22 protein-coding genes are annotated in these 23,773 nt (G+C 58.2%); 14 read left to right on the top strand and 8 right to left on the bottom strand.

Annotated features, from left to right (window positions below; genetic code table 11):
* Nucleotide 1: 1 nt before the first annotated feature.
* A complete protein-coding gene (locus NTD86_RS16410) occupies nt 2–757 on the bottom strand; it encodes a class II aldolase/adducin family protein (RefSeq protein ID WP_262203735.1) in 756 nt (251 codons plus the stop codon).
* Nucleotides 754–2,067 carry an MFS transporter gene (locus tag NTD86_RS16405; protein ID WP_262203734.1) on the bottom strand — a complete coding sequence of 438 codons (1,314 nt, stop codon included), beginning with the start codon at nt 2,065–2,067 and terminating at the stop codon, nt 754–756. Before NTD86_RS16405 ends, NTD86_RS16410 begins: the two co-directional genes overlap by 4 nt.
* A 146-nt stretch (nt 2,068–2,213) precedes the next feature.
* On the opposite strand from NTD86_RS16405, the gene NTD86_RS16400 reads away from it, so the two are divergent.
* The 3 genes from NTD86_RS16400 to NTD86_RS16390 all read left to right on the top strand — a co-directional run bounded on the left by NTD86_RS16400 (nt 2,214) and on the right by NTD86_RS16390 (nt 5,909).
* Nucleotides 2,214–3,191: a LysR family transcriptional regulator gene (locus NTD86_RS16400; protein ID WP_262203733.1), complete on the top strand. Its 978-nt coding sequence runs from the start codon at nt 2,214–2,216 to the stop codon at nt 3,189–3,191.
* A 169-nt stretch (nt 3,192–3,360) separates the two neighbouring features.
* Complete coding sequence (locus NTD86_RS16395; protein WP_262203731.1) at nt 3,361–4,737, top strand: pyridoxal-phosphate dependent enzyme; 1,377 nt, start codon at nt 3,361–3,363, stop codon at nt 4,735–4,737.
* Nucleotides 4,734–5,909, top strand: coding sequence for a cystathionine gamma-synthase (locus NTD86_RS16390; protein ID WP_262203729.1), 1,176 nt, complete (start codon nt 4,734–4,736; stop codon nt 5,907–5,909). The genes NTD86_RS16395 and NTD86_RS16390 overlap by 4 nt, the downstream gene beginning before the upstream one ends.
* A gap of 72 nt (nt 5,910–5,981) precedes the next feature.
* Here NTD86_RS16390 and NTD86_RS16385 read toward each other — a convergent pair whose 3' ends face one another.
* Nucleotides 5,982–6,401: an organic hydroperoxide resistance protein gene (locus NTD86_RS16385; protein ID WP_262203728.1), complete on the bottom strand. Its 420-nt coding sequence runs from the start codon at nt 6,399–6,401 to the stop codon at nt 5,982–5,984.
* A gap of 269 nt (nt 6,402–6,670) precedes the next feature.
* Nucleotides 6,671–7,144 carry a MarR family winged helix-turn-helix transcriptional regulator gene (locus NTD86_RS16380; RefSeq protein WP_262203726.1) on the bottom strand — a complete coding sequence of 158 codons (474 nt, stop codon included), beginning with the start codon at nt 7,142–7,144 and terminating at the stop codon, nt 6,671–6,673.
* Between the two features lie 197 nt (nt 7,145–7,341).
* On the opposite strand from NTD86_RS16380, the gene NTD86_RS16375 reads away from it, so the two are divergent.
* Nucleotides 7,342–7,860: a hypothetical protein gene (locus NTD86_RS16375; RefSeq protein WP_262203724.1), complete on the top strand. Its 519-nt coding sequence runs from the start codon at nt 7,342–7,344 to the stop codon at nt 7,858–7,860.
* 120 nt (nt 7,861–7,980) lie between these two features.
* On the opposite strand, the gene NTD86_RS16370 is transcribed toward NTD86_RS16375, so the two are convergent.
* Entirely contained in the window at nt 7,981–8,484 is a 504-nt protein-coding gene (locus NTD86_RS16370) for a winged helix-turn-helix transcriptional regulator (protein ID WP_262203723.1), read from the bottom strand.
* A gap of 105 nt (nt 8,485–8,589) precedes the next feature.
* Between NTD86_RS16370 and fabF the strand changes: the two genes are divergently transcribed.
* The 3 genes from fabF (at nt 8,590) to nadA (ending at nt 12,065) form a co-directional block, all read left to right on the top strand.
* Nucleotides 8,590–9,858: a beta-ketoacyl-ACP synthase II gene (fabF, locus tag NTD86_RS16365; RefSeq protein ID WP_262203722.1), complete on the top strand. Its 1,269-nt coding sequence runs from the start codon at nt 8,590–8,592 to the stop codon at nt 9,856–9,858.
* Nucleotides 9,859–10,091: 233 nt separating this feature from the next.
* Nucleotides 10,092–10,778 carry a type 1 glutamine amidotransferase domain-containing protein gene (locus NTD86_RS16360; RefSeq protein WP_262203720.1) on the top strand — a complete coding sequence of 229 codons (687 nt, stop codon included), beginning with the start codon at nt 10,092–10,094 and terminating at the stop codon, nt 10,776–10,778.
* Nucleotides 10,779–11,006: 228 nt separating this feature from the next.
* Nucleotides 11,007–12,065, top strand: a complete 1,059-nt coding sequence (nadA, locus tag NTD86_RS16355; protein WP_262203718.1) for a quinolinate synthase NadA — start codon at nt 11,007–11,009, stop codon at nt 12,063–12,065.
* Nucleotides 12,066–12,166: 101 nt separating this feature from the next.
* Here nadA and NTD86_RS16350 read toward each other — a convergent pair whose 3' ends face one another.
* Nucleotides 12,167–13,597, bottom strand: a complete 1,431-nt coding sequence (locus NTD86_RS16350; protein WP_262203716.1) for a M48 family metalloprotease — start codon at nt 13,595–13,597, stop codon at nt 12,167–12,169.
* A gap of 127 nt (nt 13,598–13,724) precedes the next feature.
* Between NTD86_RS16350 and NTD86_RS16345 the strand changes: the two genes are divergently transcribed.
* Both NTD86_RS16345 and NTD86_RS16340 read left to right on the top strand, forming a co-directional pair.
* Complete coding sequence (locus NTD86_RS16345; protein ID WP_262203715.1) at nt 13,725–13,964, top strand: sulfurtransferase TusA family protein; 240 nt, start codon at nt 13,725–13,727, stop codon at nt 13,962–13,964.
* 32 nt (nt 13,965–13,996) lie between these two features.
* Nucleotides 13,997–15,067, top strand: coding sequence for an AI-2E family transporter (locus NTD86_RS16340; RefSeq protein ID WP_262203713.1), 1,071 nt, complete (start codon nt 13,997–13,999; stop codon nt 15,065–15,067).
* 70 nt (nt 15,068–15,137) lie between these two features.
* Here NTD86_RS16340 and acnB read toward each other — a convergent pair whose 3' ends face one another.
* Nucleotides 15,138–17,738: a bifunctional aconitate hydratase 2/2-methylisocitrate dehydratase gene (gene acnB, locus NTD86_RS16335; RefSeq protein ID WP_262203776.1), complete on the bottom strand. Its 2,601-nt coding sequence runs from the start codon at nt 17,736–17,738 to the stop codon at nt 15,138–15,140.
* Nucleotides 17,739–18,144: 406 nt separating this feature from the next.
* Between acnB and NTD86_RS16330 the strand changes: the two genes are divergently transcribed.
* The gene (locus NTD86_RS16330) at nt 18,145–18,612 is read left to right on the top strand and encodes a DUF1289 domain-containing protein (RefSeq protein ID WP_262203711.1); all 468 of its coding nucleotides are present in this window, start codon (nt 18,145–18,147) and stop codon (nt 18,610–18,612) included.
* Nucleotides 18,613–18,675: 63 nt separating this feature from the next.
* On the opposite strand, the gene NTD86_RS16325 is transcribed toward NTD86_RS16330, so the two are convergent.
* The gene (locus NTD86_RS16325) at nt 18,676–19,530 is read right to left on the bottom strand and encodes a universal stress protein (RefSeq protein ID WP_262203710.1); all 855 of its coding nucleotides are present in this window, start codon (nt 19,528–19,530) and stop codon (nt 18,676–18,678) included.
* Between the two features lie 220 nt (nt 19,531–19,750).
* On the opposite strand from NTD86_RS16325, the gene NTD86_RS16320 reads away from it, so the two are divergent.
* The 4 genes from NTD86_RS16320 to NTD86_RS16305 all read left to right on the top strand — a co-directional run bounded on the left by NTD86_RS16320 (nt 19,751) and on the right by NTD86_RS16305 (nt 23,723).
* The gene (locus tag NTD86_RS16320; protein WP_262203709.1) at nt 19,751–20,359 is read left to right on the top strand and encodes a tRNA-(ms[2]io[6]A)-hydroxylase; all 609 of its coding nucleotides are present in this window, start codon (nt 19,751–19,753) and stop codon (nt 20,357–20,359) included.
* A 204-nt stretch (nt 20,360–20,563) separates the two neighbouring features.
* On the top strand, nt 20,564–21,037 hold the full coding sequence (locus tag NTD86_RS16315) for a MarR family winged helix-turn-helix transcriptional regulator (RefSeq protein WP_262203708.1): 474 nt from the start codon (nt 20,564–20,566) through the stop codon (nt 21,035–21,037).
* Nucleotides 21,034–22,503, top strand: coding sequence for an efflux transporter outer membrane subunit (locus tag NTD86_RS16310; RefSeq protein ID WP_262203707.1), 1,470 nt, complete (start codon nt 21,034–21,036; stop codon nt 22,501–22,503). Before NTD86_RS16315 ends, NTD86_RS16310 begins: the two co-directional genes overlap by 4 nt.
* 14 nt (nt 22,504–22,517) lie before the next feature.
* Entirely contained in the window at nt 22,518–23,723 is a 1,206-nt protein-coding gene (locus NTD86_RS16305; protein ID WP_262203706.1) for an HlyD family efflux transporter periplasmic adaptor subunit, read from the top strand.
* Nucleotides 23,724–23,773: the final 50 nt, after the last annotated feature.

The following is a 23,773-nucleotide window of genomic DNA, read 5'->3' as shown; positions in this document are numbered from 1 at the left end:
GTTATTGGCACCACTCTGCGCGTTGTTCGTCGATCAGGCTCAGCGCGGCGTTCCAGGCCAAGCCAATAATCGCGTCGATGCCGTCACGGCGAAACTGCGCGGCCGTGTGGCGACAGACGTCTTCGTCTGGAATGTTCAACGCCACGCCCCCAGACAGCGCTTGAATCTGTGCCTGACAGGCGCGTTCCAAAAAGTAGATTTCGTGGAACGCCGCGGCCACGCTGGCTCCTGCGGCGAGCAAACCGTGATTGCGCAAGATCATGGCGTTGTGTGAACCCAGATCGGCGACCAGCCTTTCGCGCTCCTGCAACGAAAGAGCAATGCCTTCATAGGTGTGATAGGCCAGGTTGCCGTAGAACTTCAGGGCGTGCTGAGTCAGCGGCAGCAAACCCTCGCGTTGTGCAGCGACGGCCATGCCCGCTGCCGTGTGCGTGTGAACGATGCAGTGCAGGTCCGGGCGCGCTTCATGAATGGCTGAATGGATGACGAAGCCTGCGACGTTGACGTGGCCTTTGGCGAACCGGCTGTCAACGATAGTGCCCTCCAGATCGATCAGGACCAGATCGCTGGCGCGCATCTTTTCGAACGCCACGCCGTAGCGATTGATCAGGAAATGCCGGTTCGGTCCTGGTACACGCAAGGTGATGTGGGTGTCGATCAGGTCGGTCATGCGGTAGTAGGCGACCAGGCGATACAACGCTGCCAGGTCACAACGCGACTGCCATTCGATCTCTGAGATGTCGGTTGGCTTGCTCATGGGGCGACTCCTTGCAAAGGGGATACGGCATCCGACGCGCGGTTAACAATCCGTTGATGGGCCAGGCCCTGGACGCCAATCAAGGACATCAGCGCCAGCACGCTGAAAAATGCTGCCAATGGCCACCATTCACCGGCGAAGTAACCGGCCAGGAAGGTGCCGATCATCGGCGTGAGGCCTCCGGTCAAGCCGCTGCCCAGTTGATACGAAATCGAAATGCCCGAGTAACGCACCCGTGCCGCAAATGCTTCGGCCATGTAACCAGCGATCACCGCATACAGCGCGGCCAGCAGGACCACTGCCAGGGTAATGCCTGCCGTCATGTAGAACAGGTTGCCGGTCTGTACCAGCAGGAACATGGGGTAGGGCACGATGATGCACAGCGTAGCCACCCATTTCAGGAAGCGCCCCTCGCCCAGGCGCTCAGCCAGCAGGGCAGAGCAGGGTTGAGACAGAAATTGCAGGATGGTGACCAGGAACAGACAGTTCAGAATCGTGGTCTTGGCGATGCCCTGATACTGGGTCACGTAGGTGATCATGAAGGTGTTGGTAAAGAAGAATCCGCCCGATCCGATGGTCACTGCCAGGGCTGCGAAAATAATGGTTTTCCAGCCTTTGGTGAGGACTTCCAGTACCGGGTTGGCCGAGGTCTGGTCGTTGTCTTTGACTTCGGCAAACTCGGGCGACTCCGGCACGCCGAAACGAATCGCCAGACCGACAATCATCAATACCCCGCTCAGCAGAAACGGAATGCGCCAGCCCCAGCTCATCAGCGTGTCCTGCTCCATTTCGCTGATGCAACGGAAGGCGATCAACGCCAATAGCAAACCGGCAGGGCTGCCCCACTGGGCGAACGAAGCAAAAAATACCTTGCGGCCTTTGGGCGCGTGTTCGCTGGCCATCAACACCGCTCCACCCCATTCGCCGCCGACTGAAATGCCTTGCAGCAGGCGCAGGAATATCAGCCCGATGGGTGCCCAGATCCCCGCTTGCGCATAGGTGGGCAACAGGCCGATGCAGGTGGTCGCAACGCCCATCAGAACGATGGTGACCAAGAGCATTTTCTTGCGCCCTATGCGGTCGCCAAGATGACCAAACACCATGCCCGCGAAAGGGCGTGCGATAAAGCCAACGGCAAAGCTGCCAAAGGCCGCCATGGTGCTGAGCATCGGGTTTTCACTGGGGAAGAACAGTTGCCCCAGGACCAGCGCCGCAGCAAAGGCATAGATGTAGAAATCATAGAATTCGATGGTCGTGCCAATGAATGCCGCCGCCGCGGCACGTCGTGGCGTTGAGGTGGTGCTGGTCATCTGAGGCTCCTGGGAGTCATTGTTTTTGGCAGGAGGAAGGTCGGGTCTAGCAAGCACACTCTTGTGGTGCGTTGTGTGATGGTGCGCCAACACCTATTCTAGGAAAAGCTTCTAATCTAAATACTTAAGTATAAGCACAGCCAATAATGAGCCTGCCCCCGACTCTTCCTGCCCGAGATCCCGAAGCCAAGCGGTTCCTGAACGACCGTCTGGACTGGAACCTGTTGCGTACTTTTCTGGTGATCGGCCAGGAGGGCAGCATCAGCCGGGCCGCCGCGCGTTTGCACCTGAGTCAGCCGGCGATAAGCCAGGCTTTGCGTCGACTCGAAGATCAACTGGACACAGCCTTGGTAATACGCCGTGGACCCCGTATCAGCCTGACCAAGACCGGGGAGGGGGTGATGCAGATTGCCAGTGAACTCTACGGCACGGTCTCACGTCTGGGGCCTGCCCTGGACAAACCTGCCGACACCGTGGTGGGCAAGATCCGCATGCTGACCATCAGCCGTGTCCAGTCACGTTGTTATGACGATTTTCTGGCGCAATTTCACACTGAGTTTCCCCAGGTGGAGTTCGACGTCGATGTGTTGCGAAGCTCGGATGTGGTCAGCGCGCTGTTGCAGAAAACCGCGTCGTTTGGCCTGAGCCTGTGCCGTACACCGCAGCCCAAGCTTGAGCAGCGAGTGTTGCTGCAACAACGCTATGCCTTCTTCTGCGGCAAGCGGCACCGACTGTTTGGTCGAAAGAATCTGACGCTGGCGGATTTGCAGAGCGAAAATTTTGTGAGTTTCACCAGCGATCAGATTGGTGGAAACCTGTCGCCGCTTACGATGTTTCGTGACCAGCAAGGCTTCACCGGGCGCATCGTCGCCTCCTCACCGAGCCTGGATGAGATCCGTCGTCTGGTGGGAGCCGGTTACGGGATCGGCTGCCTGCCGGAACACATCGTCGCAGCGGATGTGCTGGCTGGCGAAGTGTGGCGCCTGCCGCCATGGGAGGGCGTGATTGACGTGAATATCTACCTGCTCTGGAACCGCGAACAAAAAATGACCCGCGCCGAGTCGGTGTTTCTTGAGCGCTTTCAGCAAATGCTCATGACCACGGATGTGGCTGATCGGTTTTAGCGGTCTGGTCGGCCCTCATTCTTGCCAGACGCGTGAGCGTTGCGCCGATCCGCCAGGTTGCGACTCACTCCATCCCGGCCTATGGTCGTAGTAGGTTTTCGGTGACTGGCGCGACAGCAATCGTCGCCCGTCGCTGTCCATCCAGTGCCAAAACACGGGAAGTGACTCAATGCCAAACAATGCTCAACCTGCCGTTCTGGAATTGATCGGCAATACGCCGCTGGTGCGTGTCAGCCGGTTCGATACTGGCCCTTGTACGCTGTTTCTCAAGCTTGAATCGCAAAACCCTGGAGGTTCGATCAAGGACCGGGTCGGGCTGGCCATGATTGATGCCGCCGAGCGCGACGGGCGTTTGCGCTCCGGTGGCACCATTGTTGAAGCAACGGCCGGTAACACGGGCCTGGGGCTGGCGCTGGTCGGGCGCGCCAAAGGTTATCGGGTGGTGCTGGTGGTGCCGGACAAGATGTCCACCGAGAAGGTCTTGCACCTCAAGGCCATGGGCGCTGAGGTGCATATCACCCGCTCCGATGTCGGCAAGGGCCACCCGGAGTATTACCAGGATGTCGCTGCACGTTTGGCGGCGCAAATCCCGGACGCTTTTTTCGCCGATCAATTCAATAACCCGGCCAACCCGCTGGCGCACGAGTGCAGCACTGCGCCGGAAATCTGGTCGCAAACCCAGCATGACCTGGATGCGATTGTGGTAGGTGTGGGTTCTGCCGGTACGCTGACCGGGCTGACGCGCTTTTTTAAGCGTGTGCAACCGGATCTGGAAATGGTACTGGCCGACCCGGTAGGTTCGGTGATGGCCGAATACAGCCGCAGCGGTGTGATTGGCCAAGCCGGTTCCTGGGCAGTAGAGGGCATTGGCGAAGATTTCATACCCTCGATCAGCGATCTGTCGAGCGTGCGTCACGCCTACTCGATCAGCGATGAAGAAAGCTTCGACCATGCGCGGCAATTACTACGGGCTGAAGGCATTTTGGGCGGCTCGTCGACCGGCACCTTGTTGGCCGCCGCGCTGCGTTATTGCCGCGAGCAGACCGAGCCCAAGCGCGTGGTCAGTTTTGTGTGTGACACGGGCACCCGCTATTTGTCCAAGGTGTACAACGACCAATGGATGAAGGATCAGGGGCTGCTGCAATTCAAGCACTACGGCGACCTGCGCGACCTGATTGCCCGGCGTTTTGAGGACGGTCGGGTCATCAGCGCCAGCCCGGACGACACCTTGCTTACCGCCTTCCAGCGCATGCGCCTGGCTGATGTGTCGCAATTGCCGGTGTTGGTAGACGGCAAGCGGCTGGTTGGGGTGATTGATGAGTCCGACATTCTGCTGGGTCTTCACGAGGACGCAGCACACTTCAGCCGCACGGTCGCCAGCGCCATGACCGACACATTGCAAACCTTGCCGCCACACGCCAGTTTGGCTGAGCTTCAGGCTGAACTGGCTCGCGGGCTGGTGGCGATTATCGCTGACGCTTCAGGCTTTCATGGCCTGATTACCCGCGTCGATTTGCTCAATCATTTACGGAGATCCCTTGCATGAGTCAGCACGATGAAACCGCTGCATCACAGGCGTTTGCCACCCGCGTGATCCATGCGGGGCAAGAGCCCGACCCTTCTACAGGGGCGCTGATGCCACCGATTTATGCCAACTCCACTTATTTGCAAGAAAGTCCCGGCGTGCATAAGGGCCTGGACTACGGGCGCTCGCACAACCCGACGCGGTTTGCCCTTGAGCGCTGTGTCGCGGACCTTGAGGGCGGAACGGATGCCTTCGCATTTGCGTCCGGTCTTGCAGCCATTTCGACCGTGCTGGAGTTGCTGGATGCCGGTTCACACATCGTCTCGGGCAATGACCTCTACGGCGGTACGTTCCGTCTGTTTGACAAGGTGCGCCAGCGTAGCGCCGGGCATAGCTTCAGCTTCGTCGACCTGACGGACCTTGGCGCATTTGAGGCTTCGCTGCAGGACAACACGCGGATGGTCTGGGTCGAAACCCCGAGCAACCCGTTGCTCAGCCTCACGGACCTGTCAGCCATCGCTCGTATTTGCCATGACCGCGGGATCCTCTGCGTGGCCGATAACACCTTCGCCAGCCCATGGGTGCAGCGCCCGCTTGAGTTGGGCTTTGACGTGGTGGTGCACTCGACCACCAAGTATTTGAACGGCCACTCTGATGTGATCGGCGGCATCGCCATCGTCAAGCATCTTGAGTTGGCGGAACGCCTGCGATTCTTGCAAAACGCTGTGGGTGCGATTGCTGGACCGTTTGACGCGTTTCTCACCTTGCGCGGCGTCAAAACCCTGGCCTTGCGCATGGAGCGCCATTGCAGCAACGCGTTGGAGCTTGCGCAGTGGCTGGAGCGCCAGCCGCAAGTCGCCCGCGTCTACTACCCCGGCCTGGCTTCGCACCCGCAGCACGACTTGGCACGTCGGCAGATGCGCGGTTTTGGCGGGATGATATCCATCGATCTGAACACTGACCTGGCAGGAGCCCGACGTTTTCTCGAAAACGTGCAGATTTTTGCCTTGGCCGAGAGCCTGGGCGGTGTTGAAAGCCTGATCGAGCACCCGGCCATCATGACCCATGCCACTATCCCGGTCGAAACCCGTGCGCAACTGGGCATTGGCGATGGTTTGGTGCGCTTGTCGGTGGGTGTTGAGGATGTCGAAGACTTGCGCGCTGATCTGGCACAAGCGTTGGCGAAGATTTGACTGGAGTGATTGACAGTAAAAACGCGCCTGGAGCACATCCGGCCAGGCGCGTTTTCTGTTAACAGTCGGGCTTTAAACGCTCACGTGCAGGCGGACGTCGACGTTGCCGCGGGTGGCGTTGGAGTAAGGGCACACTTGGTGTGCTGCCTCTACCAGCGCTTGAGCATCGGCTTGCTCAAGGCCCGGCAGGTTGATGTGCAGATCAATGTCCAGCCCGAAACCGCCAGGAATCTGGCCAATACCCACGTGAGCAGTGATCGAGGTGTCGGCAGGAATGCTGCGCTTGCTCTGGCTAGCCACGAACTTCAAGGCACCGATGAAACACGCCGAGTAGCCGGCCGCGAACAGTTGCTCCGGGTTGGTGGCTGCACCGCCAGCTCCACCCAGTTCTTTTGGGGTGGTCAGTTTGACGTCGAGAAGCTTGTCACTCGAAACAGCGCGGCCATCACGGCCACCGGTAGCGGTTGCAACGGCAGTATAGAGAACGTTCATAACGGTTTTTCCTGCGAGAGGGTGGCTGAAAGGCTTTATCTTTAGCGCTAATTGTTTGCGCGCTAATTAGATGGCTAAAAGTTAGCGCTCAATTATTTTGCGCGCAAGTTAATTTTTTGTGAGAGACCTGAATTTGGTCTATCTATCTGATTTAAAAGGTTATTTATTTTTCGAAGCGCGGCGGTCAGCAGGGGCGAGTTAGCCTCGCGATCTTTTTTGCCTCAAAGCAACGATCTCGAGTCAAGCACGTCCCAGCCGATGTCACTGATTCAGAGACCGGTGTGCAGGTTTTTACGCAGCAGCAGCAGGCTTTCCTGAATGGCTTTCAACTGTTCCAGACTCAACCCGCTGGCGGCCAGAATGCACTGTGGAATATCTTTGGCTTTTTCGTACAGCGCCTTGCCCTGGTCGGTTAACAGCAGGTGAACCATGCGTTGGTCTTGCGGGCTACGTACACGCTTGAGCAGGCCCTCGGCCTCCAGCCGCTTGAGCAATGGTGTCAGTGAGCCAGGATCGGTCAGCAAGCGTGAACTGACTTCTCCCACTGTCAGGCCGTCACTTTCCCATAGCACCAGCATTGCCAGGTACTGCGGGTAGGTCAGGTTTAAAGCCTGGAGAAGGGGCTTGTAGACCTTGGTCATCATCAAGGAGGTGGAGTGGAGTGAAAAACACAGCTGGTTTTGCAGCAGCATGTGATCACAACTGCCAGCGTCTGCCGGGGTGGTGGGGTCGTTGACAGTCATCACGTGAACCTTAGCGTCGGAAGAGTCAACAATTTAGCGTCTATACCTTTAGCGCACAATGCAACTTCCCATGCGATGCTGGCCAGTTGCTTTGATCTCAATGAATTATTTGTTAGTTGTCCTGAATGACTTGGCCGTCGAACATGGTCTGGAATCAACGCCAATCAGGCTATTTCAGTACTAGGGAAATCGGTTTCATGCATCAGAAAAAACGTTCGTCGCGGGACACGGTCATTCATGGCCTGTGCCGCCTCAGCTTGCGTACCGCGGGTGCTGTGGCAATCACGCTCGCCACGCTGAGCGCCGCTCAAGCGGCCACGTCCGCCACTGATACCATCAAGGCCTACAAGCTGTGCACTGGTGCGGACAACGCCTCGCACGTCCTGGAAGGGACCATCGACCAGACCATGCGCAACGACGTGACGGCCATTCACTTCAAGCAGTCCCCGGCGCATGCCTCGTTTGACTGGCATAACGACCCGGAACCGCAATACGTCATGACCTTGTCCGGCACGCTGGCCTTCGAGACCCGCACCGGTGAGAAGTTCACCCTGCATCCGGGTGAAGTGCTGCTGGCCGCCGACAACACGGGCTCGGGTCACCGCTGGAAAATGGTCGATGACCAACCTTGGCGCCGTGGCTACGTGGTGTTGAAACCAGGCGCAGCGGATTCGTTTGTCCCCAACGATCCGGCAGCGGCCAAAATCTGCCACTAAACCTGTTCCTGTAGTCGCTGCTGAGGCCGGCAGCGTGGTGATCAGGGGTGCCGCATCACACCGATCACTGCATTGTCATTGGGGCAGCGACTACGTTTTATTCTTCGCCTGGCTACCGCTTCAGGCGTCCTCAAGCTGCCTGTCAGCCAGTAGTGCCAAACGCTCTAGCATGCCCGCACTCGCGGCAGGCCCCGCCTTGACGGTGCACTGTTCGATCGGCACCACATTGCCTGCCACCGCGTCCATCATCACCACCTCAATCGGGTGTTGGGTCTGTGTGTCTACGATTTGCAGGCTTTCACCCTCGGGCGCGTAATGGCGATTGCCCCAGGCGATAAACGCCATGATCACGATTTTGAAGTCCTCTCCTATCGCTGTCGGCACGTATTCGTACCGAGGCGGGCGCTCGCTGTAGCGCCTGCGTTCCAGCAGTCCTTCTTCAACCAAGGTGTTCAGCCTGCGGGTGAGCATGTTCGGGGCGATGCCCAGGCTCTGAGAAAACTCATCAAAGCGCCTTAACCCTTGCAGCGCGTCGCGCATGATCAAGATGCTCCACCATTCCCCGACCCGTTCCAGTCCCCGTGCAACAGGGCATTCGGCGTTTGTTAGCGATGTGCGTTGCATGGCAGTTCCTGAGGGGCTCGAAAAGTTTTGCTTACGGTTGTTACTTTCATAATGATAGTTTCGTCTCTGTATTGCTACCAAGCACAATTTATGGAGTGAGTCATCGTGAATAAACGCATTGTTGTGACCGGCATGGGCGCAGTGACCCCGCTTGGCTGTGGTGTAGAGCAGACCTGGAGCCGGCTGTTGGCGGGCCAGTCCGGAATCCGTCGGTTGCCCGAAGCACTGGTCGGTGATTTGGCGGTCAGTATTGGCGCACAGGTGCTTGATCGCAACCAGGACCCGGATGCCGGGTTTGATCCAGATACGCTGATTCCCGCAAAAGAGCAGCGCAAGATGGATCGCTTCATTCTGTTCGCTCTGGCCGCCGCCAAAGAGGCGCTGGAGCAGGCCGGTTGGGCACCGCAAACCCCATTGCAGCAAGAGCGCACGGCAACGATTATTGCCTCCGGGGTCGGCGGTTTCCCGGCTATTGCCGAGGCGGTGCGCACCGCCGACAGCAAGGGCCCACGTCGCTTGTCGCCGTTCACGATTCCGTCGTTCCTGTGCAACCTGGCGGCCGGGCATGTGTCGATCCTGCATCATCTCAAAGGGCCACTGGGCGCGCCGGTCACGGCCTGTGCTGCCGGGGTCCAGGCGATTGGTGATGCGGCGCGGATGATCCGCGCCGGTGAAGTTGACGTGGCTGTGTGTGGAGGCGCCGAAGCGTGCATCCATCGTGTGAGCCTGGGTGGTTTTGCGGCGGCGCGGGCTTTGTCTCAGGGCTTTAACGAAACCCCTGAGCGCGCCTCGCGCCCCTTTGACCAAGCGCGGGACGGTTTTGTGATGGGCGAGGGGGCGGGCCTGTTGGTGATCGAAGAACTGGAGCACGCCTTGGCCCGGGGCGCCACGCCGATTGCGGAACTGGTGGGTTATGGCACCAGCGCCGATGCGTATCACATGACCGCCGGGCCGGAAGATGGCTCAGGTGCACGCCGAGCGATGGAGCAAGCAATTAAACAGGCAGGCATCACACCGGCACAAATCCAGCATTTGAACGCCCATGCCACCTCGACGCCGGTGGGGGATAAAGGCGAGTTGGCCGCCATCAACAGCCTGTTTGGCGACAACCCCGGCGTTGCCATCAGCGCTACTAAATCGGCGACCGGCCACCTGCTGGGCGCGGCGGGCGGCATCGAGGCAATCTTTACCTTGCTGGCTTTGCGCGATCAGATCGCCCCGCCGACCTTGAACCTGGAGACACCGGACCCCGCGGCTGCCGGGCTGAACCTGATTCGCGGGCAAGCGCAGGCGTTGGCGATTGAATACGCGATCTCAAATGGCTTTGGGTTTGGTGGGGTCAATGCCAGCGTGCTGTTCAAGCGTTGGCAGTGAGCGTTGATGTAGCTCAAAGCCTGTGTGGGCTTCGCGTCGTGAGGCGTGAGGCCCTTCAGCGGGTTATGCGCCAGTTATGTTCTGAGGCGGCTTGCCCCGGCCGATGAATGGGCAGGGGCTTTGGATGCACGGCACTTATGCCAGATGCCACTTGTCTATCCTCCAGGCTCTGCACGAAATCATGTCGTGCAGTTCGAGGGCGACAAAGCCCGTCGTACTGACTGGAGGCAGGGATGAGCAAAAAAATATTAGTGGTACTGACCAGTGTCGAGAAGTACCCCAATCTGGATCGCGCGACGGGTTTATGGCTGGGTGAAGCTGTACATTTTGTGCACAAGGTCGAGGCCGCTGGGTACACGGTGGATTATGTCAGCCCGCTGGGCGGCTACACCCCGATCGACCCGCATAGCCTGGCCAAGGACATGGCCTCGCCGCTTGACTGGCAGTGGTATCACGACAAGGCCTTCATGAATCGCCTGGGCGCCACGCTGAAACCACAGGAGATCATTGCTGACGATTACGCGGCGATTTATTACACCGGTGGGCATGGGGTGATTTGGGACTTTCCGGACAACGCGCAGTTGCAGGCGATCAGTCGCCACATTTATGAGCATGGCGGGGTGGTGTCGTCGGTGTGCCATGGTGCCGTGGGCTTGCTCAATATCAAGCTGTCAAATGGCGAGTTATTGATTAAAGGTAAGCGGGTCACCGGCTTTTCCAATGAAGAAGAGACGCTGGTCGGATTGGCTGATGTGGTGCCGTATCTCACCGAGACCGAGCTGGTGAAGCGCGGCGCTCACTATGAAAAAGCCGACGCTGCGTGGGCACCTTTCGCCATTGCTGATGGTCGCTTGATCACCGGGCAGAACCCGGCCTCGGGTGGCCCGGTGGCAGAGCGTGTATTGGCCGCACTCCAGTAAATAGCCCGGCCCCTCCCGGCCGATGCGGGTTTGCCTGCCCGCATCGGCACCTTGCCTGCACTGGCAAAACCAACATTAAACTTTTGAATCGCATGCTTATTCTGTAGCCTTAGCGCGCTTGATAGCTGGTCCGTGCCTGATAACACACATTCTCCCGGCGGGACTCGACAGTCCGGAGCCGGTGGTACACTCGACTTTCGCGCCTTAGCGCTTGCAGGTCTTGCGAACATGACGCAAATTTCTGAACGACTTCTGGTCCAAGCCCACCTCGATGCCAAGCAGCCTAAAGCGCTGACGGCGGAGCAAGAGGCGACGCTGCGTGCAGCCATTGCTGCTGAACTCAAAGCGCGTGATGCGGTACTGGTCGCGCACTTTTACTGTGACCCGGTAATCCAGGCCCTGGCCGAAGAAACCGGTGGTTGCGTGTCTGACTCCCTTGAAATGGCGCGTTTCGGCGCTTCTCACCCAGCCAAGACCGTTCTGGTGGCGGGCGTGCGGTTCATGGGCGAGACAGCCAAAATCCTGACCCCTGAAAAGCGCATCCTCATGCCGACCCTGGAGGCCACATGCTCGTTGGACCTGGGCTGCCCGGTCGAGGAGTTCTCGGCGTTTTGCGATCAGCATCCCGAGCGTACCGTGGTGGTGTATGCCAATACCTCGGCTGCTGTTAAAGCGCGGGCAGATTGGGTGGTGACCTCCAGCTGCGCACTGGAAATTGTCGAAAGCCTGATGGACAACGGCGAAACCATTATCTGGGGCCCGGACAAACACCTGGGGCGTTACATCCAGCGCCAGACCGGTGCCGACATGTTGCTGTGGGACGGTGCCTGCATCGTTCACGAAGAGTTCAAGTCCAAGCAACTGGAAGACATGAAGGCGCTGTACCCGGATGCCGCGATTCTGGTGCACCCGGAGTCTCCGGAGTCGGTGATTGAGTTGGCAGATGCGGTGGGTTCTACCAGCCAACTGATTGCTGCGGCGCAAAAGCTGCCGAACAAGACGTTTATCGTGGCCACCGACCGCGGCATTTTTTACAAAATGCAGCAGTTGTGTCCGGATAAAGTCTTTGTTGAGGCCCCGACTGCCGGTAACGGCGCGGCGTGCCGCAGTTGCGCGCACTGCCCGTGGATGGCCATGAACACCTTGGAGCGCACTCTGGAGTGCCTGCAAAAAGGCACGAACGAGATCTTCGTCGACCCGGCTTTGGTGCCACACGCTATTCGCCCGCTCAAACGCATGCTGGATTTCACCCAGGCTGCTCGTTTGAAACTGGCGGGTAACGCCTAAACACTGATAGATCCGTTTGTGGGAGCGAGCTGGTCTCGCGATCTTTTGAACCTTTAAAAGATCACGAGGCAGGCTCGCTCCTACCGATTTATGCCGTTGGGTCAGTTCATCATGTCTTTGATTGCTTGCTCTTGATCCATCAACTCTTTCTGGCGCGCATCCAGGCGTGACGACAGTTGGAAGTTGTTGGTGAGCTTTTTCGCGAAGGCAATTTGCTGAATGGCCTGACGGTAGTCGCCCATCAAGGCGAAGTACTCGGCACGGGCTTGATGCAAGCCAATGATGTTGCCCGACAATCCGCGGGTTTCAGCCACCTGATACCAGACGTCCGGATCATCCGGGCGGCTTTTGAGCAAAGCATCCAGGGCTTTCTCTGCATCGGCCGGGCGGTTTTGTTTGAGCAGCAAGTCGACCCGGACCTGATTCAGCGGGTAATTACCGGGGTAAAGCGTGCGCATTCTGTCGACCCGCTGCTGGGCGTCAGCCAGGCGGTTGCTGTCCATGTCCAGTTCGATCTGCGCCATGTTGTAGGTGATGTCGTTGGGCGACTTGTCCAGTAGCGGCTTCAAGGTGGCGCGCGCCTCGTTGAATTGGCTGCCCTTGATTTGCGCAATGGCCAGGCCATAACGCGCGACGTCGTTTCTCGGGTTATCGTCCAATTGTTGGCGGAAGCGTTTGGCGGCCAGGCCAGGGGTGTCTTCGTATTGCAGTTGGACCCGGGCACGAATCAGTTGATAGCGCAGGCTGTCTTCAGTGCCGCCGATTTTGGCCTGTTCGGCGCGGTTGCGGGTGTCAGCAATACGCGATTCGGTCACCGGGTGAGTGAGCAGGAATTCAGGCGGTTTGGCGTCAAAGCGATATTGGCGCATCAAGCGCTCAAACATGGTGGGCATGGAGCGCGGGTCGTAGCCGGCTTTTTCCAGGTTGAGGATGCCGATTCGGTCAGCCTCTTGCTCGTTCTGGCGCGAGAAACGCCTTTGCTCCTGAAAGGCCGCCGCCTGGGTACCGGCGATGGTGGCAATACCGGCGTCACCGGCGCCCGAGGCGGCGATCACGATACCGGCGAGCAGGGCCGCCATCATGGGCAGTTGCATGCGTTGCTGGGCTTCTACGCCTCGGGCAAAGTGGCGCTGGGACAAGTGGGCGAGTTCGTGGGCCAGTACCGAGGCGTACTCGCCTTCGGTCTGGGCATTGAGAAACAGCCCGCCGTTGACCCCGATAATCCCGCCCGGCGCCGCAAAGGCGTTGAGCTGCGGGCTGTTGATCAGAATGAATTCCAGGCGACGGTCCTGCACCTGGCTGGTTTCAACCAGTTTGTACACGCTGGTTTCGACATAGTCCTTGAGTTGCGGGTCGTTAAGCTGTGACACCTGACTGCGCAGCATGCTCAACCAGGCCCGGCCCAGTTGGTATTCTTGCTGCGGAGAAACGATGGCTGAGCTGGCGTCACCCAGAGACGGTAAATCGTCTGCAAAACTCGGTGATGCGAGCAGGCAAGCGAGCGTCAACAGGGTCGGGCGCAGAAAATTCATGCACAAAGCTCTAGTCAATAAAGCGCTTACTGTAGCTGGACACTTGGCTGGCGACCAGTGGCGGTCTGCTTGGGGTATTCTAGCGAGCTAAAAAATGCCACCCATAGGCATGCCTGAGGAAGTAAACATGACTGATGCGTTGGCGCATGATGCGCTAGTGGATGCCAGTGGCCTGAACTGTCCATTGCCGTTGCTCAAGGCCAAGCTGGAGCTCAACCGTCTGGCCCAGGGCCAGACCTTGAAAGTGATCGCGACGGATGCCGGTTCGCAGCGCGATTTTCGAACTTTCGCACGCCTGGCAGGGCATGAGCTGCTACGTGAAGAAGAAGATGCTGGCACCTATCGCTACTGGTTACGCAAGGCCTGAGGCCTGGCGGCGCTTTCTCTTAAGGAATGTCGATGTTCAAAGTGTTACGAAATTGGGTCCAGCGCTACTTCTCTGATGAGGAGGCCGTGGTGCTGGCGGTGCTGTTGGTGCTGGCCTTCACTGCGGTGCTGACGTTGGGCGGAATGCTCGCGCCGGTATTGGCGGGCATGGTGCTGGCGTATCTGATGCAGGGTCTGGTGGTGGCGCTGGAGCGGCTGCGAGTGCCGGCGGGGGCGGCGGTCGGCTTGGTGTTTGCACTGTTCATGGGGCTGCTGCTGGTGTTTATGGTGGTGGTCGTCCCTTTGCTGTGGCACCAGTTGATCACGTTGTTCAATGAATTACCGGGCATGCTCGCCAAGTGGCAGTCGCTGCTGTTGCTGCTGCCGGAACGCTACCCGCATCTGGTGTCGGATGAGCAAGTGCTGCAAGCCATCGAAGTAGCACGTGGTGAGATCGGCAAGTTTGGCCAGCTGGCGTTGACGTTCTCCCTGTCGAGTTTGCCGCTGCTGGTCAACATCATGATCTATCTGGTGCTGGTGCCGATTCTGGTGTTCTTCTTCCTGAAGGATCGGGTGTTGATCAGCCGTTGGGTCCGGGGTTATTTACCCCGCGAGCGCGCGCTGATTACCCGTGTGGCTGAAGAAATGAATCGGCAGATCGCCAACTACATTCGCGGTAAGGTCATTGAAATCATTATCTGTGGTGGCGTGACCTACATCGCCTTCGTCGCTATGGGCCTGAACTACGCGGCCTTGTTGGCGTTGCTGGTGGGTGTGTCGGTGGTGGTGCCGTATGTCGGCGCGGTGGTGGTGACGGTGCCAGTGCTGCTGATTGCGCTGTTTCAGTGGGGCTGGAGCGATCAGTTCATCTACCTGATGGCGGTCTACGGGATCATTCAGACACTGGACGGTAACGTGCTGGTGCCGCTGTTGTTTTCCGAGGCGGTGAGTCTGCACCCGGTTGCCATCATTTGTGCGGTTTTGCTGTTCGGTGGGTTGTGGGGCTTTTGGGGTGTGTTTTTTGCCATCCCGCTGGCGACCCTGTGCAAGGCAGTGCTGGATGCCTGGCCACGAGAGCAGCAGGTGGTAGCGCCGTTGCTATAAAGCCCTTTTAAGGCTGATATGAAAAAGCCCCGGCTCTTGCGAGCCGGGGCTTTTTCGTTACGCCATCAGCTTACGCTTGAATGACCGGGATGTTGGCATTGGCTGCCGACTCACGGAATTCTGCGATCTGATCAAAGCTCAGGTAACGGTATACGTCCGTTGCCATGGTGTTGATCTCTGCCGCGTAGGCCAGGTATTCCTCAACGGTAGGCAGGCGACCCAGGATCGAAGCCACCGACGCCAACTCAGCCGAAGCCAGGTAAACGTTCGCGCCATCACCCAGACGGTTCGGGAAGTTACGCGTCGAAGTCGATACCACGGTGGAGTTCGGCTCAACGCGTGCCTGGTTACCCATGCACAGCGAGCAGCCTGGCATTTCCATACGTGCGCCCGCTTTGCCGTAGATGCCGTAGTAGCCTTCTTCGGTCAGTTGGTGAGCGTCCATTTTGGTCGGAGGCGACAGCCACAGACGAGTAGGCAGCTGACCTTTGACCTTGTCCAGCAGCTTGCCTGCCGCACGGAAGTGGCCGATGTTGGTCATGCACGAACCGATGAACACTTCGTCGATTTTCTCGCCAGCAACGCTGGACAGCAGACGGGCATCATCCGGGTCGTTTGGCGCGCAGAGTACAGGCTCTTTGATGTCGGCCAGATCGATTTCGATGATGTGCGCGTATTCGGCGTCAGCATCGGCTTCCATCAGCTCAGGGTTGGCAATCCACGCTTCCATCGCTTGAGCGCGGCGCTCAAGGGTACGCACGTCGCCGTAACCTTCAGCAATCATCCAGCGCAGCAGGGTGATGTTGGAGTTCAGGTATTCGGTGATCGACTCTTTGGACAGCTTGATGGTGCAGCCAGCTGCCGAACGTTCTGCCGAGGCGTCGGACAGTTCGAACGCTTGCTCGATGCTCAGGTTGTCCAGACCTTCGATTTCCAGGATGCGACCCGAGAATTCGTTGATCTTGCCTTTCTTCTCTACCGTCAGCAGGCCTTTCTGGATAGCGACGTAAGGAATGGCGTGTACCAGGTCGCGCAGGGTGATACCTGGCTGCATTTCGCCTTTGAAGCGAACCAGAACCGACTCCGGCATGTCCAGTGGCATTACGCCAGTGGCTGCGGCGAACGCTACCAGACCCGAACCAGCAGGGAAGGAAATGCCCATTGGGAAACGAGTGTGGGAGTCGCCACCGGTGCCGACGGTGTCTGGCAGCAGCATGCGGTTCAGCCAGCTGTGGATGATGCCGTCGCCCGGACGCAGGGAAACGCCGCCGCGGGTCATGATGAAGTCTGGCAGGGTGTGGTGCGTGGTCACGTCGATCGGCTTAGGATACGCCGCGGTGTGGCAGAACGACTGCATGACCAGGTCAGCGGAGAAGCCCAGGCACGCCAGGTCTTTCAGTTCGTCACGGGTCATAGGACCGGTGGTGTCCTGAGAGCCTACGGTGGTCATCTTCGGTTCGCAGTAAGTACCTGGACGAACGCCAGCTACGCCGCATGCCTTGCCGACCATTTTCTGCGCCAGGGTGTAACCCTTGGTGCTTTCAACAGGTGCTTCCGGCTTTTTGAACAGATCAGAAGGAGGCAGACCCAGCTCGGCGCGAGCCTTCTCGGTCAGGCCACGGCCGATGATCAGCGGGATACGGCCGCCAGCGCGAACTTCGTCCAGCAGAACCGGGGTTTTCAGTTCGAAGGTGGTGATGACTTCGTCAGTACCGTGCTTGCAGACTTTGCCGGCGTGCGGGTACAGGTCGATCACGTCGCCCATGTTGATGTTGCTGACGTCGAACTCGATTGGCAGTGCGCCAGCATCTTCCATGGTGTTGTAGAAGATTGGAGCGATCTTGCTACCGAAGCAGAAACCACCGGCACGCTTGTTCGGTACGTAAGGTACGTCGTCGCCGAAGAACCACAGTACGGAGTTGGTGGCCGATTTACGCGACGAACCGGTACCGACTACGTCACCGACGTAGGCGATAGGGAAGCCCTGACCGCGCATTTCTTCGATTTGCTTCATCGGGCCGATGGAGCCTTGAACGTCCGGCACGATACCGTCACGTGCCATTTTCAGCATGGCCAGGGCGTGCAGCGGGATGTCAGGGCGCGACCAGGCGTCTGGAGCAGGGGACAGGTCGTCGGTGTTGGTTTCGCCAGTCACCTTGAACACGCGCAGGCTGATTTTGTCAGCCAGGGTCGGACGGTTCTTGAACCACTCGCCGTCAGCCCAGGACTCGATCACGGCTTTAGCGTGAGCATTGCCTTTTTTGGCTTTTTCAGCGACGTCGTGGAAGGCGTCAAACATCAGCAGGGTGTGCTTGAGTTGCGCGGCGGCAACCGGTGCCAGCTCTGCGTCGTCCAGCAGCTCAACCAGAGTCACGATGTTGTAGCCGCCTTGCATGGTGCCAAGCAGTTCAACAGCGCGTTTTTTGGTGATCAGAGGGGAGGTTGCTTCACCTTTCGCGATGGCGGCCAGGAAGCCGGCTTTAACGTAGGCAGCTTCGTCAACACCTGGTGGAATGCGGTTGGTGATCAGGTCAACGAGGAATTCTTCTTCACCGGCAGGCGGGTTTTTCAGCAGCTCAACCAGGCCTGCAGTTTGTTCGGCGTTAAGCGGCTGGGGAACGATACCCAGTGCTGCGCGCTCTTCGATATGTTTGCGGTAGGCTTCAAGCACAGTTATTACCCTCATCATTGGTCCCAAATGGGTGTCCGGGACGCTCATCCAGGAATGCCAGGTACTCATGCGCTGCAGGGCTTTTTGGGCCGCTTAGCCAGAGTTTCAAGGATTCCCAACAGAAGCTGTTTTCAAAGTTTTACGCCATCCAAACGGTGGGGATGATGAATGTTGATGCGGTCATTTGCCGTGCAAATACCCCGCATCAACACCGTTCTTCAGGATCAACTGTGCTCGTGACGCTTTGAAAACAGCTTCCAACGGACATTGGCGCCTTAAAAGGCAGGCCGATTCTACGGCAAAAACTTGTTAAAGGTAAGTTGGACCCTGAAGGTTGAGGGGTGATCTGCGTTAGACAAAGGGCTAACATGGCCGTCTGTTTCGCTCTGCAGTGCTCTATTTCGCCATGCCCAACCAAACCATCAAGACGCCTTGTATCGGCCTTTGCTCAACCGTTTACGGTGATCTCGTGTGCCGTGGCTGCAAACGTTTCCACCATGAAGTGATCCACTGGAACGGTTACAACGAAGACGAGAAGCGGGCTGTCTGGCTGCGGCTGGAACACCTTCTGGTGCAGGTGATGGCGGCCAAGGTTGAAGTGTTTGACCGTGAGGCGCTGCGTAATCAGTTGGTCACGCGCAAAATCCGTTTCGTGCCGCATCAGTCCGAATACTGCTGGGCGTACCAGTTGATTGCCCGTGGCGCGCGGGTGATCAACCAGCTGGAAATGTACGGCATGGTGCTGTTGCCGGAGTTTCGCGAGTGGGCGCTGCCAGAGTTGCGTGACGCCATTGATCGGGAATTTTTCCTCTTGTCCGAAGCCCATTACGAGCGCTACATCGCACCGGGTTTTCTCAAGGATGCGATGGGGTAATGGGGCCTGGCCCTCTGCCTCGCGATCTTTGAACGATCAAAAGATCGCGAGGCAAACTCGCTCCTACACGTTGTTTTCCAGTTCCTTGACGATGTCATCCGGCTTGAGCACCAGAATGTCGGACTCCAGCTTGTCGATCACGATTTCTGCAGTGTTGCCGATCAAGGCGGCGGATAAACCGGTGCGCGCTACGGTGCCGATAACGGTCACCACGGCATCGAGCTTTCTGGCGACCTGCTGAATGATGATGTCGGCCGGGCCTTGCTTGATGTGCATGCGTTCGTCGCTGATCTCGAAGCGGCGCTGGAATTCTTTACTCGCCGCCCGGAAGCTGGCTTCGTACTCGGTGTCGATCGGGTAGGCCGCATCCATCACGGCCAAGGTCGGTGCCGGGTGTGCGCTGACCACGTGAAGCTCGCCGTGGATCAGGCTGGCAATGCGAAAACCCTGATCAATGATGCTTTTGTGCAGGGCCATGTGGTCTTCGTCGCCATTGCCCACGTCGACGGCTGCCAGCACGACGCCGTTGCTCCACGGTCTGGTGGTTCTGACCAGCAGGACCGGAGTAGGGCAGTCGCGCAGCAGTTTCCAGTCTTCAGGTGTGAGCAGTATTTTTCGCAGGATGGAGTCGTCAACGTGCTGCTTGATCACCAGGTTGCAGCCCTCGATCTGTTGCTCCTTGATGATGGTGGTGTGCTGATTTTCGTGCCAGGTCTGGCGCGAGGTCACGCTGTAGCCTTCGTTCACCAGGCTGTTGGTCAGCACGTTGAGCAAGGCTGAATGATCGTGTTCCTTGTCACTGATCAGCAGGTGCAGGTGCGCCTGGGTGTTTTTGGCGATTTCCTTGGCGCGCTTGAGCGCGAAACTTTCCATCAGTTGCGGTTCGATGACGACCAGCAGGCTGCGTAGGGTTTGCATGACCGATCACTCCATGTGTAATTAAGGCGGACGCGCTCACTATAGTTGCTCCTCAGTTATCTCGACGTTGATACATATCAAGCGGCGCGGTTGGTGCTGTAGCACATGGCCCGTATAATCGCCGCCTTTCGCCTCGTCCAGCCTGTGTGAGCCTCATGTCCGCGATTTTTCAAAACACCTTCGGCCCGTTGTGCAATCTCCAGTATTCGGGAGCGTGTGCATGAATCTTCCTGAAATTCATGAGTTCCTGGGCTGCCGTACCCCGGACGGCTGGATTGCGGCGGCACTGGCTGACCAGGAAACCTTGCTGATCGATCACAAGAATTGTGAGTTCAAGGCCGCTAGCACCGCTTTGAGCCTGATCGCCAAGTACCACTCCCATGTTGACCTCATCAATATGATGTCGCGTCTGGCCCGCGAAGAGCTGGTGCATCACGAGCAGGTCATGCGCTTGATGAAAAAGCGCAAGATCGAACTGCGCCAGCTATCGGCGGGGCGTTATGCCTCGGGTTTGCGCAAAGTGGTGCGTAACCACGAACCGGTCAAACTGGTCGACACGCTGGTGGTCGGGGCGTTTATCGAAGCTCGCAGTTGTGAGCGTTTTGAAGCCTTGGTGCCGCATTTGGACGAAGAACTCGGCAAGTTCTATTACGGCTTGCTCAAGAGTGAGGCGCGGCATTTTCAGGGCTATCTGAAACTCGCTTATCAATATGGCGACGCCAAAGACATCGCGCAGGTGATTGAGCGGGTGCGCGCCGCCGAGCAAGACCTGATTGAATCCCCGGATGTTGAATTCCGTTTCCACAGCGGCGTGCCCGCTCAGCCTTAAGTAGCCGGTGTACCGACTACGGGTTTCTGTGTTCCCAGCCTAATCGGAGCTGCCTCTGCTGCGGTCTTTGTATCAAAGATTGCAGCCGGGGCGGGTCGTATTGCTATATCCATATAGTTAGCCTGCTATTTATAATCTTGACATTAGCTGCCTAAGCAGTAGTATTTGGTTACATTACTGCCTAGGCAGCTTTCTGGTGCCCTGATGAAACATTTCCATCCCGATACTTTTCAGAACTGCATGTTGGGTCTGCTCCTGGGGCGTGCAGCGATCCTCAAAGATCGCATCATCGACACCCATATGGAGCCTTTTGGCATCACTGCGGCGCAGTTCAAGGTGCTGATCATCATGGAGCAGTTTGCGGTCGATACGCCGGCTGAGCTGTGCCGCAACCTCTCGGTGGACAGTGGCTCAATGACACGGATGCTTGATCGTCTTGAGCAGAAAAACCTGCTGATTCGCCAGCGCTCCGAGGCCGACAGGCGTCAAGTGCGTCTGGTGTTGACTGAAGACGGCCAGGGGCTGGTAGCCCTGTTACCTCAGATTGGCGCTGATGCCATGAATCAGTTGGCGGGGGCAATCACTGCGCAAGAGCTGCAGAGCCTGGAACACATTCTCAAAAAAATACTGCTGGCGGCCGGTGATCCGATCACTATCCAACGCTTGGGTGAACAATGAGCAACAAAACGCTACGAACAGGCTTGAGCCTGATGTGTGTGTCCCTTGCGTTGGCGGGGTGTGCCAACTACAGCGGGTTGGTAACCGAAGGCACCCGCCTGGATACCCAGCACCTCAAGGCTGCCCAGGCCCTGAATGGCATCCAGGTGACGCCTGCCGCCTGGCCGGAAAAAAACTGGTGGACGCGCCTGGGCGACCGCCAATTGAATGGATTGATCGACGAAGCGCTGCGTGACAGCCCCGACATGCAAATCGCCAGTGCGCGTGCGCATCAGGCTAGCGCTGCTGCCGGTGCGGCCGATGCGGCTCGCATGCCGACGCTGGACGCCGAGGCCGATGTGACGCGCTCACGGCTGTCTCGCTCCCAGGACCCGACGGGCGTGGGCGGTCGTTACGACACCTTGCGCGATATTGGCCTGACGTTTAATTACACCTTTGATCTGTGGGGCGGCCAGCGTGATGCCTGGGAAGCCGCATTGGGCGAGGCGCGTGCTGCCGAGGTCGACAGTCATGCGGCGAGCCTGACTCTGGCTGCTGATGTGGCAAAGGCCTACAGCAACCTCGGACATGCCTACAGCGTTCTGGATTTGTCGACAGATGACCTCAAGCGCACCCGCAAAATGCTCGATTTGAGCAAGCAGCGGTTGCAGGCCGGTATCGACAGCCACTATCAGTACCAGCAGACCGAAAGCCTGGAAGCCAGCTCGCAAGAGCAGGTGATCAATGCTCAGAAGCAGGTCAAAAGTGCCCGTATTGCCCTGGCAGTGTTATTGGGTAAAGGCCCTGATCGTGGTTTCGAGATTGCCCGGCCGAATAGTTTGACCCCGGCTGCCGTGGCCGTGCCCAGCACGTTGCCTGCCGAGTTGCTGGGTCGCCGCCCGGATATTGTGGCGGCACGCTGGCGGGTCGAGGCGGCGAGTAAAAATATTGCTGCCGCCAAAACGCGCTTTTACCCCAATCTCAACCTGACGGCAGCGGCGGGTACTCAGTCGTTGCTGGGTGATGCGCTGTTTGGTTCGGCCAGTCGCTTCATGAATATTGCGCCTGCCATTTCACTGCCGATTTTCGATGGTGGTCGTCTGCGTGCCGGGCTGGATGCCGAGGACGCCAATTACGACCTGGCTGTCGGGCAGTACAACAAAACGCTGGTGACGGCGCTCGGTGATGTCAGCGATACCCTCGAGCAACTGAACGCCATGCGCGAGCAGATCAGCACTCAGCAGCGTGCCGCCGATATTGCCCAGCAATCCTATGACTCGGGATTGCAGCGCTATGAATCCGGCATCGGTAGTTACCTGGATGTACTTAGCATCGAGCAGCAATTGCTCCAGGCGCAGCGCCAACTGGCTGACTTGAACGCTGAGCAGATCACTCTTTCGATACAACTGATGCAAGCCCTGGGCGGTGGCTTCGAGCCCGGCAAAACGGCTGCGGCCGGTCCTGTTCAAGCCTCCCTGGCAGAATAATTTAGGTAATCGTCATGGCTACTGTGCAAACACCGAATCAAGCGCAACACGATCAGGACGCTGTTAATCAGCGCAAACGTAAACTGTGGCTGAGTGGCTTGGCCATTCTGGTCATTTTGGTCGGCCTGGGCGTCTGGGGCTGGCATGAACTGTATGGCCGCTGGAGCGAGAGCACCGACGACGCTTATGTCAACGGCAACGTGGTGGAAATCACCCCGTTAGTGGCGGGTACAGTTGTGAGTATCGGCGCCGATGATGGTGACTTGGTTCATGAGGGCCAGGTGCTGCTCAACTTCGACCCCAACGATTCGCGGGTCGGGCTGCAGAGTGCCGAAGCCAATCTGGCCCGCACGGTGCGTCAGGTTCGCGGTCTTTTCAGTAATGTGAGCGGTACCAAGGCGCAGGTCGCGGCGCAAAAAATCGCGGTACAAAAAGCTCAGGACAATTTCAATCGCCGGAAGAACCTGGCCGCAAGCGGGGCCATTTCGCAAGAAGAGTTGTCCCATGCGCGCGATGATCTGGCGTCTGCTCAAAGTGCCTTGCGCAACAGTGAGCAACAACTCGATACCACCAGCGCGCTGGTCGACAACACGGCTATTGCCAACCACCCGGATGTGCTGGCCGCTGCTGCCCAGTTGCGTCAGGCCTATCTGGAGCATGCTCGCACCACGTTGGTTGCGCCGGTCACCGGCTATGTTGCCAAACGCACGGTGCAGTTGGGGCAGCGGGTTCAGCCCGGGACTGCGTTGATGGCGGTGGTTCCGCTCAACCAGCTGTGGATCGACGCTAACTTCAAAGAAACCCAACTGAACAAAATGCGCATCGGCCAGCCGGTAGACATTGAGTCTGACCTGTATGGCAGCAGTGTGAAATACAGCGGCACCGTCGATAGCATCGGCGCCGGCACCGGCAGCGCTTTTGCCCTGTTGCCCGCGCAGAATGCCACTGGTAACTGGATCAAAATCGTTCAGCGTGTGCCGGTTCGTATCCACATCAATGCCGATGAGTTGGCCGAGCACCCGCTGCGAATCGGGTTGTCGACCACCGTTGACGTGAACCTGCATGACCAGAGTGGCCCGGTACTGGCGCAACAGCCGCCACAAAAGGCGATGTTCACCACCAATGTGTACGAGCAACAGTTGGCTGAAGCCGATTCTCTGATTACTCGCCTGATCGAAAGCAACGGCGCTGTGGCGGAAACTTCCGCCGCTCCACGCTGATTCGCCAATCCATAAGCCCCGCTGCGCTGGCGGGGCTGCACGTCTGGTTT

The sequence above is a fragment of the Pseudomonas sp. 7P_10.2_Bac1 genome (assembly GCF_025465935.1).
Taxonomy (GTDB): Bacteria; Pseudomonadota; Gammaproteobacteria; order Pseudomonadales; family Pseudomonadaceae; genus Aquipseudomonas.
Note: the sequence above shows the minus strand (reverse complement) of the source record. Positions and strands in the feature narration are given on the sequence as shown.